The sequence below is a fragment of the Rhizobium hidalgonense genome (assembly GCF_005862185.2).
Lineage (GTDB): Bacteria > Pseudomonadota > Alphaproteobacteria > Rhizobiales > Rhizobiaceae > Rhizobium > Rhizobium hidalgonense.
This window is the reverse complement of record NZ_CP054027.1, coordinates 3,922,527-3,937,279: the sequence shown is the minus strand read 5'-3', so window position 1 is coordinate 3,937,279 and position 14,753 is coordinate 3,922,527. Positions and strand designations below refer to the sequence as shown.

The window sequence follows — 14,753 nt, the reverse complement described above, 5'->3', positions numbered from 1 at the left end:
GCTTGGGGACTCATGCGGAGGAATCGGCTTTTTTTTCGGCGGAAGGCGATGTCCGGGCAGTGGCGGCCGGCGCGATGATGCCGGAGGGCATGCGCTCGCGCAGTTCGTCCTCCTCCTCGGCCATGACGGCCTTCATCCGGGCGGTGATGTTGGCGCGCTTGCTGTCGCCCGAGATCTTCTGTCCGACAAGGTCGGTGACGTAGAAAGTGTCGATCACCTTCTCGCCGAAGGTGGTGATGCGGGCCGACTGGATGTCGAGCGACAGATCGGAGAGCACGGCGGTGATCTCCGACAGCAATCCCGGCCGGTCGAGGCATTCGACCTCGATGACCGTGAACTTGTTCGACAGGCTGTTGGTGATGTTGACCGACGGCGGAATGACGAATGCCTTGTTCTTCCTGCGATTGCGCGCGCGCGTGGCGATGACCTCGGGCAGCCGTTTGCGGCCGGACAGCACGTCCTCGATCATCCGCCCGATCGTCGCGGCCCGGCGCAGCTCGTCGGCATCGTCGGTAAATTCGCGGCTGACATGGATCGTGTCGAGCGCCCGGCCGTCCGACGTCGTGAAGATCTGCGCGTCGACAATGTTCGCGCCGGCCGCCGCACAGGCGCCGGCGATGACGGCGAGCAGGCGCGGATGGTCGGGCGACAGCACGGTGATCTCGGTGATCGCGTGGAAACTGTCGGTGCGCACGGTGGTGGCGAGCGCCTGGCCTGATTTGTCGGCCTGGCGGATGAAATGGGCGTGGCGGACCTGGTCTTCCAGCGGCACCGAGAGCAGATAGGGCTGGTAGTGCAGCTTGGTATAGGTATTGCGGTCCTTCTGGCTCCAGTCGGCAAGGGCGGCATGCAGCGCCTCGGCGGCGGCATTTGCCCGCTCCTTGCGGGAAACCTCGGAAAAACCGCCGGCGAGCAGCAGCTCGGTTTCGTAATAGAGCGTGCGCAGCAACTGGCCTTTCCAGCCGTTCCAGACGCCCGGACCGACGGCGCGGATATCGCAGATCGTCAGGATCAGCAGCATCTTCAGCCGGTCGAGCGATTGCACGCGGTCGGCGAAATCGGTGATCGTCTTGCGGTCGGTCAGATCGCGGGTCTGCGCCACCATCGACATCGTCAGATGTTCCTCGATCAGCCAGACGACGATCTCAGTCTGCTTCTGCGAGAGGCCGAAGCGGGCGCAGAGCTTGCGGGCGACGCGGGCGCCGGCGATCGAATGATCCTCCTGCCGGCCCTTGGCGATGTCGTGCAGGAGAACGGCGACATAAAGGGCCTCGCGGTCCTCGATGTTGGGCATCAGCTTGTTGGCGAGCGGATGCAGATCCTCGGCGCGCGCCTTGTCGATCTCGGAGAGAACATCGACGGTGCGGATCAGATGTTCGTCGACCGTATAGTGGTGATACATGTTGAATTGCATCATCGCGACGATCTTGCCGAATTCGGGAATGAAGCGGCCGAGCACGCCGGCCTCGTTCATCCGGCGCAGGATGAGGGCCGGATCGCGCTTCGACGTCAGGATCGACATGAACAGGCGGTTCGCCTCGTCGTTTTCCCTGAGCTTGTTGTCGATTAGGGCGAGTGAGCGGGTGACGCGTTTCAGCGCGTCCGGATGGAATTCCAGCCCGTTGATATCGGCGACGTGGAAGAGCCTGAGGATGCTGACCGGATCGCGCTTGAACACTTCGGGATCGGCAAGCGCGATGCGGCCGCGGTCCTCGACGAATTCGACGCTGCCGGCGATCTTGCGGTTGCGATGGGTGAAGCGGCTGATGACGCCGGTAAGGCCGGGGATCGACTTCGCCTGCTCGTCTTCAAGCGCGGCGCAGAGGATGCGGGTGAGGTCGCCGACATCCTTGGCGACGAGGAAATAGTGCTTCATGAAGCGCTCGACGGCCGAAAGGCCCGGGCGGGTGTGATAGCCGAAGGCTTCGGCGATCTCGCGCTGGATGTCGAAGGACAGGCGCTCCTCGGCCTTGCCGGTCAGGAAGTGCATATGGCAGCGCACCGCCCAGAGAAAATCGTCAGCTTTCTCGAGCAGACGGTATTCGTGCTTTGACAAGACGCCGAGCTTGACCAGCTCGGCTTGGTCGCGCACGTGATAATAATATTTCGAGATCCAGAACAGCGTGTGCAGGTCGCGAAGCCCGCCCTTGCCTTCCTTGACGTTCGGTTCGACGAGATAGCGCGTGTCGCCTGCCTTGCGGTGGCGCTCGTCGCGCTCGGCAAGCTTGGCGGCGATGAATTCAGGGCCGGTGCCGGTGACGATTTCCTTGTCGAAGCGAGTCTCGAGCTCGGTTTCCAGCCGCTGCAGGCCGCAGATGTAGCGCATCTCCAGGATAGCGGTGCGGATCGTCATATCGGACTTGGAAAGCGCGATGCATTCTTCCACCGTGCGGGTGGCGTGGCCGACCTTGAAGCCCATGTCCCAAAGCACGTAGAGCATGAACTCGACCGCCTTGTGCGTCTCTTCCGCCGGCCGCGGCGGGAAGAGAAACAACAGGTCGATATCGGAGCCTGGCGCCAGCGTGTCGCGGCCATAGCCGCCGACGGCGGTAACGGCAAACTTGTCTTTCTGCTGCGGAAAGATATGGGCGGTGGCGAAATTGTAGAGGACGGTGATGATCTGGTCCTGCAGCCAGGAAATCCGGCAGGCGCAATTCAGCCCGCCGCCGTCGGCCATCAGTGCGGCCCGCGCCTGCTGCCGGCCCTCCGTGCTGGCTTTTTTCAGGGTCGCCAGCAGATCGGCGCGCAGCACGTCCGGCCGGTTGCGGTTGGCCTCGGCAACGGCGTCGCACTGCTTCTGCAACAGCTCGACGTCGAGGATGTGGGAAAAATCGAGATCGCGCATCGCTGTCGCCGGGGCGGTTTCCTGTTCATGCCGGGCGGCCTGATCCGGGCCAGCCTCGTATTTCGTCCGCATGCGCTATAACCCCTTTATCAGGCGATTGACACGGGCTCTCATACTGCAAGAACCTTTAAATTTGGCGAAATGGTGTTGGTAAGCCGCGCAGGACAGCTTTCCCGCGAAGCTCAGCCGGCGGCCCGCGCATTCAGCAAATACAGCACCTGCCGCGTCTCGCTCATGATCTCCTCAAGCGACTGCCTGTCGCACTCGCGATAGCCCGCCTTGGCGATCGACGTCCCGAGCTCTGAGATCATCGCGCAGCAGCGGGTAATTTTCAGCATGCCGATCGGCGAGGTCCAGCCGCGCGCATGGCGGTCCCCGTCGGCGCGCCGCATCGTGTCGAGCATGGAGCAGATGAGCGAGAGGCGCTCCGTTTCGCGGATCAGCTTTTCCATGAACATCGCGTGCGTGCCCTATTTCAGCTTCTTCTTGAGGTCGTAAAGCGCGTCCATTGCCTCGCGCGGCGTCATGTCGTCAAGGCTCATCCCCTTTAGCGCCTCCTCGACCTTGGAGGGTCCCCGGGCGGTGTCCTCGCGGCGCACCGCCACCTGGAAGAGCGGCAGGTCGTCGATCAGCTGGCTCGCCGGGTTCTTGCGGTCGGCATCTTCGAGGCGGGTAAGCACGTCGCGAGCCCGCGTCACCACCGAAGCCGGAAGTCCGGCAAGCCTAGCGACCTGGATGCCGTAGGAGCGGTCGGCCGCACCCGGCCCGACCTCATGCAGGAAAATGACGTCGCCGTCCCATTCCTTGACGCGCATCGTGGCGTTCGATAGCCGGCCAAGCTTTTCCGAAAGCACCGTCAGCTCATGGAAATGCGTGGCGAAGAGGCCGCGGCAGCGGTTGGCCTCGTGCAGGTGCTCGACGGAGGCCCAGGCGATCGACAGGCCGTCGAAGGTGGCGGTGCCTCGGCCGATCTCGTCGAGGATGACGAGCGAGCGGTCGCTCGCCTGGTTGAGGATCGCCGCGGTTTCGACCATTTCGACCATGAAGGTGGAGCGCCCGCGCGCCAGGTCGTCGGAGGCGCCTACACGCGAGAAAAGCCGGTCGACGATGCCGATATGGGCTGAGGTCGCCGGCACGAAGGAGCCCATCTGCGCCAGGATCGATATCAGTGCGTTCTGCCGCAGGAAGGTCGACTTGCCGCCCATGTTCGGGCCGGTCAAGAGCCAGATTCCGCCGTCCTTATCGCCTGATTTCGGCGACAGATCGCAATTGTTGGCGACGAAGGGGCCGCCTGCCTGCCGCCGCAGCGCCTGCTCGACGACTGGATGGCGGCCGCCCTCGATGGCAAACATCTTCGAGCCGTCGACCTGCGGACGGCAATAGGCCTGCTCCTCGGCGAGAAGCGCCAGGCCTGCGGCAACGTCGATGACGGCAAGCGCCCGGGCGCCGGATTTGATCACCTCGGCTTCTGCCACCACGGCTGCCGTCATCTTCTCGAAGGCAGCGAGCTCGATCGTCAGCGCCCGGTCGGCGGCATTGGCGATGCGGCTTTCGAGATCGGCGAGTTCGGTGGTGGTGAAGCGCATGGCGCTCGCCATCGTCTGGCGGTGGATGAAGCGGGCTTTGGCTTCGGCCGTGTCCGTCATCGGCGAGGCATTGCCGGCGGTCACTTCGATGAAATAGCCGAGGATATTGTTGTGCTTGATCTTCAGCGACCGGATGCCGGTCTCCTCGGCATATTGCAATTGCAGCCCGGCGATCACCCGGCGCGATTGGTCGCGCAGCGCCCTGACCTCGTCGAGCTCGGCGCTGGCGCCGTCGCGCAGGAAGCCGCCGTCACGCTTCAGCAGCGGCAATTCGTCGGCAAGCGTCTCGGCCAGCAGGGTTTCCAGCGCTGCGGGAAGGGCCTGCAGCCCGGACAGCGCCTGGCCAAGCTCTTCCGGCAGCATCGCGCTTGCCAGCATGACCGCAACCTCGCTGGCTGCCTGCAGACCCTGGCGGATGGCGGAGAGATCCCGCGGTCCGCCGCGGTCGAGCGCAAGCCGGGACAAAGCGCGGGGCATGTCGGGCACATGTTTCAGCGTGTCGCGCAGATTGCCGCAGAGCGACGGGTCGTCGATCAGGAAGCCGATCGAATCGAGCCGCGCATTGATGCGGGCGGGATCGGTCAGCGGCGACATCAGCCGCTCGGCAAGAAGCCGCGCGCCGCCGCCGGTGACGGTGCGGTCGATCGCCTTCAGCAACGAGCCGTTGCGATCGCCGGACAGCGTGCGCGCCAATTCCAAATTGGCGCGGGTGGCAGGATCGATGAACAGCGTCGACGCCGCACTTTCCCGCTCCGGCTGCCCAAGCGGCGGCCGCTCGGCGATCTGGGTTTTTTCGACATAGGCGACGGCGGCGGCCGCCGCCGCCAGCTCGGCGCGTGAGAAGGTGCCGAAGCCATCGAGCGTCGCGACGCCGAAATAACGCGCAATCCGGCCTTCGGCGCTGGCGCTGTCGAAGAGTACCGAAGGCTGCGGTACCGCGGTGCGGCCGAGCACGTCGAACACCGGCTTGAGTTCCGGATCGTGGAAGATCGTCTCGGGCAGGATCAGTTCGCGCGGATCGATGCGCAGGATATCGGCAAGCAGCCGTGAGGCTTCGGTCTCGGCAACCCGGAAGACGCCGGTGGAAATATCGATCCAGGCCAGCGCCAGCAACGGTTCGGCGCCGCCGCGAATGCGGGTCAGCGCCATCAGATAGTTGGATTCCGAGGGCGAAAGCAGCTTTTCCTCGGTGATCGTGCCTGGTGTGACCAGGCGGACGACATCGCGCTTGACGACGGATTTGCCGCCACGTTTTTTCGCTTCGGCCGGATCCTCGACCTGCTCGCAGACGGCGACGCGGAAACCGAGCGAGATCAGCTTCTGCAGATAATCATCGGCCGCATGCACCGGAACGCCGCACATCGGGATATCCTGGCCCATGTGCTGGCCGCGCTTCGTCAGGGTGATGCCGAGCGCGCGGGAGGCTTCCAGCGCATCTTCGAAGAACAGCTCGTAGAAATCGCCCATGCGATAGAACAGCAGCGAACCCGGATTGTTCGCCTTGATCTCGATATATTGCTCCATCATCGGCGTCGCCGAGGCACGGCTTTCCGCCGTGGCCAGCTCGGCAGCCGAAAAGGCTTCATTCTCTGTGTCTATTCGTGCGTTCACGGAGGTGCAGTTTTTCCCAAAAAAACAGGTGCCAACCCTATCCGCGCGCCGCTATAGATGACAACAGCATTTGAGGAAGAGCAAAGCGTCGCCCACAGGACGTTGGAGGATTTATGCCCGATATCGATAAGAAGGACCGGCCGGCGACATCAGTTACCGACCAGGAGGCGCTCGATTTTCACGCCACGGGCCGGCCCGGCAAGCTGGAAATCAACCCGACCAAACCGATGGCGACGCAGCGCGACCTGTCGCTTGCCTATTCGCCGGGTGTCGCCGTGCCCGTCAAGGCGATCGCCGCCGATCCGCAGACGGCCTATGATTATACCGCCCGCGGCAACATGGTTGCCGTCATTTCCAACGGCACGGCAATTCTCGGTCTCGGCAATCTCGGCGCGCTCGCCTCCAAGCCGGTCATGGAAGGCAAGGCGGTGCTGTTCAAGCGCTTCGCCGACGTCGATTCGATCGACCTCGAAATCGATACCGAAAATGTGGACGAGTTCATCAACTGCGTCCGTTTCCTTGGTCCCTCCTTCGGCGGCATCAATCTCGAAGACATCAAGGCGCCGGATTGTTTCGTCATCGAAAGCCGGCTGCGCGAACTGATGGATATTCCCGTCTTCCATGATGACCAGCATGGAACGGCGATCATCGCCGCTGCCGGCCTGATCAACGCGCTGGAGCTGACCGGCCGCGACCTGAAGTCGACCAAGCTCGTCTGCAACGGGGCCGGTGCTGCGGCGATCGCTTGCGTCGAACTCGTCAAGGCGATGGGGTTTGCGCCCGACAACATCATCCTCTGCGACACCAAGGGCGTCATCTACCAGGGCCGCACCGAGGGCATGAACCAGTGGAAATCGGCGCATGCGGCAAAGACCGACGCGCGCACGCTGGAAGAGGCGATGGAGGGCGCGGATGTCGTCTTCGGTCTGTCGCAGAAGGGCGCCTTCTCGGCCGAGATGATCCGCTCGATGGCGGATCGGCCGATCATCTTCGCCATGGCCAACCCCGATCCCGAAATCACCCCGGAAGAGGTAGCCCGCATCCGCGACGACGCCATCATGGCGACCGGTCGTTCGGACTACCCGAACCAGGTCAACAACGTCCTCGGCTTTCCCTATATCTTCCGCGGCGCCCTCGACGTGCGCGCCTCCACCATCAACGACGCGATGAAGATCGCCGCCGTCAGGGCGCTGGCAAACCTTGCCCGCGAGGATGTGCCGGATGACGTGGTTGCCGCCTATCAGGGCAACCGGCCGCGTTTCGGCTCGCAATACATCATCCCCGTCCCCTTCGATCCGCGGCTGATCTCGGCGATCCCGGTTGCGGTTGCCGAAGCGGCGATCGAAACCGGCGTTGCCCGCAAGGTCATCACCGACATGGCCGGTTATGCCCGCGAGCTTTCGGCGCGCCGCGATCCGATCGCCTCGACGCTCGCCAGCCTCTATGAACGGGTGCGCCGCCGCCCGAAGCGGATCGTCTTTGCCGAGGCCGAGGAAGAACAGGTCCTGCGCGCCGCGATGTCCTACGCCAACCAGGAACTCGGCACCGCCATCCTGCTCGGCCGCGAGGACCTGATCCGGGCAACGGCCGAGCGCGCCGGCATCGATCTCAACCGCCCCGGCCTCGAGATCGTCAATGCCCGTATCTCGACCCGCGTCGAGGCCTATATCGACTATCTCTATGCCAGGCTGCAACGGCACGGTTATCTCCACCGCGACGCCCAGCGGCTGATCCACAACGACCGCAACCATTTCGCCGCCACCATGGTGGCGCTTGGCGATGCCGACGGCATGGTCACGGGCATCACCCGCAACTATTCGACGGCGCTCGAAGATGTGCGTCGCTGCATCGACGAGAAGCCCGGCCACCGCGTCATCGGTGTGTCGCTGGCGCTTTGCCGCGGCCGCACCGTCTTCGTTGCCGATACGGCGGTGCATGACATGCCGACGGCTGAGCAGCTTGCCGATATCGCCGAGGAGGCAGCCGGTCTGGCAAGGCGCATGGGTTATCCGCCGCGTGTCGCCATGCTTGCCTATTCCACCTTCGGCCATCCCTCCGGCGAACGCTCCGAGCGGGTGCGCGAGGCGGTAAAGATCCTCGACAAGCGCCGCGTCGATTTCGAATATGACGGCGAGATGGCCGCCGATGTCGCCCTGAACCGCAAGGTGATGGAGCAATATCCCTTCTGCCGTCTTTCCGGCCCGGCCAATGTACTGGTCATGCCGGCCTTCCACTCGGCCTCGATCTCGACCAAGATGCTGCAGGAACTCGGCGGCTCCACGGTCATCGGCCCGATCCTTGTCGGCCTCGACAAGCCGGTGCAGATCACCTCGATGGGCGCCAAGGACAGCGACATCGTCAACATGGCGGCGATCGCGGCCTATGGCGTCTCGTAGATCTTATCCTGCTCACACATGAGCGGCATTCAATGCCGGCCGACAGCAGGTCGGCTGGGCATTGTTTTTTATGGATTTTCTAGAGGTTTGGGCTCGCCCGCCTCAGGAGTTCCAAGGCACTGTCCATAAGTCATACTTTTGATACAATAACCGCTTACGCGCGGCATGAATTGCCTGCCCGGACTTTGAAAAAGCCATGGGTGACGCTTTTGCTGCTCAATTGTTTCTAATTTCATCAGCCGGTTGGGTCCCATGACAGACGTCACATCCCCCAAGACGCGTCTATTCGCGCTGTTGAAGTCGGTTTTCGTGAGTTCAAGGGAACCACACCGGCCGCCTATCTCAGGACAATCCGCTTGCAAGCCGCCCGAGAGGATCTACGCGATCCTTCCAACCGACAGCCGTTGCGGTACATTGCTTGAAGTGGGGTTCTTTCACTTCGGCTGTTTTGCGGCAATCTACCGGGCGGCGTAGAAGAAGGCTTTAGACTAGCTCGCGAAGCGGCCGGCGTCGGCGCCGTAATAGTTGAGGTAGCGGTCGGAAATGCTGGAGATCGGCAGCACGATCAGCACGTCGGTCGTGTTGAAGGCATGATCGATGACGGCGCTGGAGCCGACCATGGCGCCGAGTCTGAGATAACCCTTGATGAGCGGCGGCAGGGCCATCAGCGCCCGCTTCGGGTTGATGGCCTCGACCGGCATCAGGTCCATGTTGCGGGCGAGATGCGGCAAGGCGCCGACGGCCCATTCGTTCTTCGCCAGCACATTATGGTAGAGGAAAGACAGTGCCAGCGCGTGGCTTTCGAGATAAACGCCAGGGAAGGAAGCGCAGCCGAACATGGCGTTGACGCCGTGCTTCAGCGCATAGGCCCAGTTGCCCTGCCACAGAAGCTCGACGGTGCGTTTGGTGCGGTATTCCGGCAGCACGCAGGAACGGCCAAGCTCCATGAAGCGCTTGTCCGGATGTTTGGCAATCAGGCCCTCGATCTCGAATTCGGAAGCCGAGTAAAAACCGCCATTGGCGATAGCGACATCCTGGCGCAACAGCCGGTAGGTGCCGACGATCTGGTCTTCCGGGTCACCCTCGATCGTGCGGTCGAGAACGAGAAGATGATCGCAAAAGGCGTCATAAGCATCGACATCGCGCTGGCGGCGCATAGCATCCAGCGGCAACTGCGCCTTCATTTCGTCGACGAAGACGCGGTAGCGCACGGCTTGGGCGGCATCGATCTCTCGCGCGGTGCGGGCAAGGCGGGTTTCCAGATTGCCGATGCGGCCGAGGATATCGCCGTCCGTCTGCGCAGCAGCCGGCGAGGGCCGTGCGGCCTCCACGGTGGTGTCACGATTCAGGATGTCGATGGCGGACATGGCGATTCTCCCGTTACCGGCTTATCGACGCCATAAAACACTTCTCTGCGACAGGAAAGTGACATATTGAATTTCTGAACGCAAGAAGCAGGCAGCCCGCCGCGGCACGTTATCGCGCCTCTGCCCGGCGGGCGGAAAGTGCGGCGACCGCCTGAACTTCGGTCAGCAGGCGCACCGGGTCGACCGGCTTGACCATGACGCGGTTGGCGCCGTTCAGCAAGACCTGCCGGCGCGATTCGTCGCTCTTGTCGGCGGTCAGCACAATCACCGGCACAGGGGCAAGATCGAGCCGTCTCTCGTGGCCGCGCAGCCGTCCGAGCATATCGATGCCGTTGCCGCCAGGCATCGACAGGTCGCTGATGATGATGTCCGGCCGGGCATTCGCCTCGCACAGGGCGCAGTCGAGAAGTGCCTCGAAATCCTCGACATGGCGCACCTTGTGCCCGCCCTTCTCAAGGACGACGCGCACCAGCATGGCATTGATCGGATCGTCCTCGCCCAGCAGGATGTTCAGCCCGCTGGCGGCAACCATCGTCTCCGCCATCGACAGGCCGAACCCCGGCTGATTGTCGTTCAGCGCGTCGCGCTTCTCCATGCCGCGCATGCGCCCGCGCAGCACGTCGATCAGCGATTGTTCGCGCAGCGGCCGGATCAGCCAGGCGTCGAAAAGATCAAGCGGATGGGCGCTGCGCTCCTCCGGATTGACGAGCAGCACTTTGCGCAGGCCAAGGGCTGCGATTTCGGCGCGGTCGGCAAGATGGGCGGAAAATTCCGCCGACATACGATGGTCGATGATGATGTCGGTCGGCCGCTTTCCGCTGTTTGCCAGGCCGAGCAGCGTTGCCCGGGCGCTCTCGCCGTCGGCAACAAGATGGCAGAGGCCGCCGAGTGCTGCGATCGTCTCGGCGATGGCGGCGCGCGCTGCCCCTGCCGGTGCCAACAGCACGACGCTGTTGCCGGCAAGCAGCGTATTGCGCCGGTCGGGGCGCTCGCTGCCGATATCGACAGGGAAGCGGATGGTGAATTCGCTGCCTCTGCCCTTTTCGCCGGCTACCGTCAGCGTGCCGTTGAATTCGCGCATGATGCGGGCGGAGATGGCAAGGCCAAGCCCGGTGCCGCTGCTCTTGTCGGCGACGCTCCCGCCTTGCTCGAATTCGCCGAAGACGCGCGCCTGCTCCTCGGCCGTCATGCCCGGACCAGTATCGGTGACGGTGATCGACAGGTCGTCGACGTCGAGCGACACGCGGATGAAAACGCCGCCGACCTGGGTGAACTTCACGGCATTGCCGATGACGTTGAAGAGAACCTGGCGCAGCCGCGCCGGATCGAAGCTCATATTCTCCGGCACGTCGGATGACACCGTGGCGCCGATCTCGATGCCTTTTTCATGCGCCCGGTGGGCGAGCATCTCGACCACGCTTTCGAGCAGCTTGCGCAGCGATTCCGAGCGTGGATGCAGCGCAAAGCGACCGACCTCGATGGTGGAGAAATCGAGCAGATCCTCGACCAGTTGCGTCAGCGCGTGGCCGGACTGGCGGATATTCGCTAGATAGTCCTGCTGCTCCTGCGTCAGCCGCGTCTCGGCGAGCAGGTGCGTCATGCCGAGGATGCCGGAAAGCGGCGTGCGCACCTCGTGGCTGACGGTGGCAAGCAGCCGCGATTTGGCGGCGCTGTTATATTCGGCTTTCTGGCGGGCCTCTTCGCGGCCCTGCGCGATCAGCCTCTCGTCGGTCACATCACGCGCCACGCTCTGCAGCAGCAGACGGCCGTTAGCCGGATCGCGGGTGACGACGTCGCGCCAGAGAAAGATGCGCTGGCCGTCCGGCGTCGAAATCTCGACGTCGAAGCAATGCGGTATCGGGCCGGGACGGAAGGCGAGCCCGATCTCCTCGCAGCTCAGTCCCTCCGGACGCAGCCGTCCGGTCAGGCGGCGAAACGTGTCGTTGGCGGAGATGATGCGCCGGTCCATGCTGCGGCTGACGGTGATATCGCCGAGTACGTCGTGCACATCGGCAAACAGCTTTGCGCCATCGCTCCAGTCCGGCAAGGATTTGCCGCCGCTGGGGCGCCGGCGTCGGCGAACCATCAGGACGGCATAACTGGCGATGACGGCAAGGCCGAGAACGACAAGCCCGCCCGACAGCAGCAGCGGATCGCCGGCATGGGCAAGCAGCGTCAGGATCATCGCGGCAAGCAGGCCTGCGCCGCCAAGCCAGTAGACCAGCAGGCGCCGTGTCGCTGCAGGCCTTGTCTGGCGGTCATCGGCTGCCTGAGGCGCCGATGCGCGCGGTCGCGAGGAGTACCCCGCCATCCGCTCTTCACGCGGCTTGGCGGCGGGTCCGCCGAAGGCGGCGGACAATGTTTCCTGCAATTGTCCCAGACTCTGCATGCTATCTGGCTAACATGAGGCCTCTTCCGAATGCCTTCAGGAAATCGATAAGATTTTAGCGGCCGGCCTTTTTTGGCAGCAGCAGCTCGTCGAGAATGACGCAGCCGGCGCCGATGGTGATGAAGCTGTCGGCGAGGTTGAACACCGCGAAGGACCAGCTTTCGGTGTAAAAGAGGATGTAGTCGATCACATGGCCGTAGGCGAAGCGGTCGACGAGATTGCCGATCGCCCCGGCAATGATCAGCGCATAGCCGAGATGGGCGAGCCAGCGGTCCTTAGCCGTGCGGTACCACAACCAGATGACGAAGGCGACGATGATCAGCCGCATGCCGACGATGAACCAGCCGTCCATGCCCTCCAGCATCGAAAAGGCAACGCCGAGATTATAGGTGCGGTAGAGCGCCAGCATCGGAATGACGGGCACCGCCTCCTGCAGCGGCAGGGTATGATCGACGGCAATCTTGACGATCTGGTCGATGAGCACGGCGACGATGATGAAGAAGAGGATCGGCGCCGGGCGCGAAAACAGCGCGGGGCGGATAGACGTCGGTTCAGTCATTTGCCCTCGGCAAGTGAGAGGAGGTGGCGGCGCGCCTCGAAGAGCATGACGGCGGTGGCGACGGCGAGGTTCAGCGAATCGGCGCGGCCCTGCTGCGGGATGCGGGCAAGCGCATCGGCCTCCCTGGCCAGTTGCTCCGGCAGGCCGGATTGCTCGTTGCCCATCAAGAGTACGACGGGCTTATTCCGGTAGTCGATCGTGCGGTAATCGACCGCGCCGGCAAGATGTGTCGCAACGACGGAAACGCCGGCCGATTTCCGCCAGGCGATGAACTCCTCCGGCGTCGCCCTTGCCACGGGAACGGCAAACACCGAGCCCATGGTGGCTCGCACCGTTTCGAGCGAGAAGGGATCGGTTGTCTCTCCGATCAGAATGATGCCGGAAGCGCCGGCCGCATCGGCTGTGCGGATGATGGTGCCGAGATTGCCCGGATCACGCACCCGGTCGAGCGCCACCCAGGTCTCGCCCTCCCTCGGCCGGATGTCCTTGAGCGATTTCCAGCGCTGCTCGAAGATGCCGACGACCATCTGCGGATTGTCGCGCCGGGTGATCGAGGCGATGACCTTTTCGCTGACTTCGAGCACCAGCCCGCCCGAGGCGACGGTCCTTGCCGCCATCTGCTCGACCAGCGGCTTGCCCTTGGCGGCTTTGGCATAGACCAGCGTGCGGATCGTCCAGCCGAGCTCGATCGCATCGATGACGAGTTTCAGTCCTTCGGCCAGGAAAGTTCCGCTTTCCTCGCGCGACTTCTTGTTGGTTAGCGCCTTGATGTCCTTGATGATCGGATTGGCAAGCGAGGTGACTTCCTTCACCTGGCCGACCCTGCGCGGTCCGTGATCGTGGAAGTCCTTGCTCATTTCGGCACCCAGCGGGAAAAGAGGGAGGTGGAAAGCGCGCGGCCCGGCGTCTTGCCGTCGAGGCCTGCCTCGCGGATGACCAGCTCGCCGGATTCGACCGCCCCGCCGGCGCCCCGCATCGTCTCGCGCATCAGCTCGTGGATCGAATAGAAGCTGGCGCGGATCGAATAGGCCGTCAGCACCAGACCGACCGCCGTCGGCGACAGGATTTCGCGGCAGACATCGAGCATCAGGGGGAGATGCTCGAACAGATGCCAGACCTCGCCGTTCGGGCCGCGGCCGAATTTCGGCGGATCGGTGAGGATGATGTCGTATTGGCTGCCGCGCCGTTCCTCGCGCAGGATGAATTTCATCGCATCCTCGCAGATCCAGCGGATCGGCAGCTTCTCCATGCGCCCGAGCGCCTGGTTTTCCCGCGCCCAGCCGATCGCCTTCTTCGAGGCGTCGACATGGGTGACTTCGGCGCCGGCTGCGGCGGCAACCAGCGAGGCGACGCCGGTATATCCGAACAGGTTCAGCACCTTTAGCGGCCGGCCGGCCTTTTCGACCTGATCCTTCGTCCAGCTCCAGTGCACGATCTGTTCCGGGAAGACGCCGACATGACGAAAGGAGGTGAAACGGCCGTGGAAATCGACGCCGAGCAGATTGAGCGGCCAAGTCTCGCCGAGCGCTTCCTTCGGGAAGCGCCAGCGGCCGGTGCCTTCCTCGTCGGTATCGCCGGTGAAGGCGGCATCGACCTTTTCCCAGACGTGGGAGGGCAGCGAAGGCCGCCACAGCGCCTGTGCCTCCGGGCGGATGATGCGGTAGGGGCCGTATTGCTCCAGCTTTTCGCCATTGCCGCTGTCGATCAGGTGGAAGTCGCCGGCTCCGAGCGATTCGAGGATGACGGGTACGCGCTCGGCCGGACGCTCGCCGCGGCGTGTCATCAGCGGCCGCTCGACCGCGGCAGGCACGGCAGGCTCGCGCACCGTCTCGCGGCTGACGGCCGGCCGGGCGACCGGCTTCGGCGGCCGGCCGGCCCGATCGTCCCTGCGGCTTTCGCCGGCAGGACCTGATGTCTTCTTCTGGCCCGGCCGGCGTTCTCTTTGTTTCAAGGTGCTCTTCCGCGTCTCTGTCGGGGTGTCGTTAAAGGGTCTGCGCTCA

9 protein-coding genes and 1 pseudogene are annotated in these 14,753 nt (G+C 63.7%); 2 read left to right on the top strand and 8 right to left on the bottom strand.

The window, feature by feature from the left end:
- Nucleotides 1-10: 10 nt before the first annotated feature.
- From FFM81_RS19135 to mutS, 3 genes are all read right to left on the bottom strand, one after another.
- Nucleotides 11-2,917: a [protein-PII] uridylyltransferase gene (locus tag FFM81_RS19135; protein WP_025415204.1), complete on the bottom strand. Its 2,907-nt coding sequence runs from the start codon at nt 2,915-2,917 to the stop codon at nt 11-13.
- Nucleotides 2,918-3,027: 110 nt separating this feature from the next.
- Nucleotides 3,028-3,303, bottom strand: coding sequence for a hypothetical protein (locus FFM81_RS19130; RefSeq protein ID WP_025415205.1), 276 nt, complete (start codon nt 3,301-3,303; stop codon nt 3,028-3,030).
- Nucleotides 3,304-3,315: 12 nt separating this feature from the next.
- Nucleotides 3,316-6,042 (bottom strand): DNA mismatch repair protein MutS, encoded by a 2,727-nt coding sequence (gene mutS / locus FFM81_RS19125; protein ID WP_138385411.1) that lies wholly within the window; start codon nt 6,040-6,042, stop codon nt 3,316-3,318.
- 113 nt (nt 6,043-6,155) lie between these two features.
- Between mutS and FFM81_RS19120 the strand changes: the two genes are divergently transcribed.
- Nucleotides 6,156-8,438: an NADP-dependent malic enzyme gene (locus FFM81_RS19120; protein WP_003570793.1), complete on the top strand. Its 2,283-nt coding sequence runs from the start codon at nt 6,156-6,158 to the stop codon at nt 8,436-8,438.
- 281 nt (nt 8,439-8,719) lie between these two features.
- Nucleotides 8,720-8,912, top strand: a pseudogene (locus FFM81_RS19115) (helix-turn-helix domain-containing protein); the annotation flags it as partial.
- A 14-nt stretch (nt 8,913-8,926) separates the two neighbouring features.
- On the opposite strand, the gene olsB reads toward FFM81_RS19115, so the two are convergent.
- The 5 genes from olsB to FFM81_RS19090 all read right to left on the bottom strand — a co-directional run bounded on the left by olsB (nt 8,927) and on the right by FFM81_RS19090 (nt 14,704).
- A complete protein-coding gene (gene olsB, locus FFM81_RS19110; protein ID WP_003570791.1) occupies nt 8,927-9,805 on the bottom strand; it encodes a l-ornithine N(alpha)-acyltransferase in 879 nt (292 codons plus the stop codon).
- A 109-nt stretch (nt 9,806-9,914) separates the two neighbouring features.
- A complete protein-coding gene (locus FFM81_RS19105) occupies nt 9,915-12,194 on the bottom strand; it encodes a PAS domain-containing hybrid sensor histidine kinase/response regulator (RefSeq protein WP_003570790.1) in 2,280 nt (759 codons plus the stop codon).
- 55 nt (nt 12,195-12,249) lie between these two features.
- Entirely contained in the window at nt 12,250-12,753 is a 504-nt protein-coding gene (gene lspA / locus FFM81_RS19100) for a signal peptidase II (protein WP_003570788.1), read from the bottom strand.
- Nucleotides 12,750-13,610 (bottom strand): TrmH family RNA methyltransferase, encoded by an 861-nt coding sequence (locus FFM81_RS19095; protein ID WP_003570786.1) that lies wholly within the window; start codon nt 13,608-13,610, stop codon nt 12,750-12,752. Before FFM81_RS19095 ends, lspA begins: the two co-directional genes overlap by 4 nt.
- On the bottom strand, nt 13,607-14,704 hold the full coding sequence (locus tag FFM81_RS19090) for a class I SAM-dependent methyltransferase (protein ID WP_025415208.1): 1,098 nt from the start codon (nt 14,702-14,704) through the stop codon (nt 13,607-13,609). Before FFM81_RS19090 ends, FFM81_RS19095 begins: the two co-directional genes overlap by 4 nt.
- Nucleotides 14,705-14,753 lie beyond the last annotated feature (49 nt).

What these genes read in the sequence shown, in the direction of transcription:
- FFM81_RS19105 (WP_003570790.1), bottom strand. Translation starts at nt 12,194, where the DNA reads ATGCAGAGTCTGGGACAATTGCAGGAAACATTGTCCGCCGCCTTCGGC.
- FFM81_RS19135 (WP_025415204.1), bottom strand. Translation starts at nt 2,917, where the DNA reads ATGCGGACGAAATACGAGGCTGGCCCGGATCAGGCCGCCCGGCATGAA.
- FFM81_RS19120 (WP_003570793.1), top strand. Translation starts at nt 6,156, where the DNA reads ATGCCCGATATCGATAAGAAGGACCGGCCGGCGACATCAGTTACCGAC.
- FFM81_RS19095 (WP_003570786.1), bottom strand. Translation starts at nt 13,610, where the DNA reads ATGAGCAAGGACTTCCACGATCACGGACCGCGCAGGGTCGGCCAGGTG.
- FFM81_RS19130 (WP_025415205.1), bottom strand. Translation starts at nt 3,303, where the DNA reads ATGTTCATGGAAAAGCTGATCCGCGAAACGGAGCGCCTCTCGCTCATC.
- lspA (WP_003570788.1), bottom strand. Translation starts at nt 12,753, where the DNA reads ATGACTGAACCGACGTCTATCCGCCCCGCGCTGTTTTCGCGCCCGGCG.
- olsB (WP_003570791.1), bottom strand. Translation starts at nt 9,805, where the DNA reads ATGTCCGCCATCGACATCCTGAATCGTGACACCACCGTGGAGGCCGCA.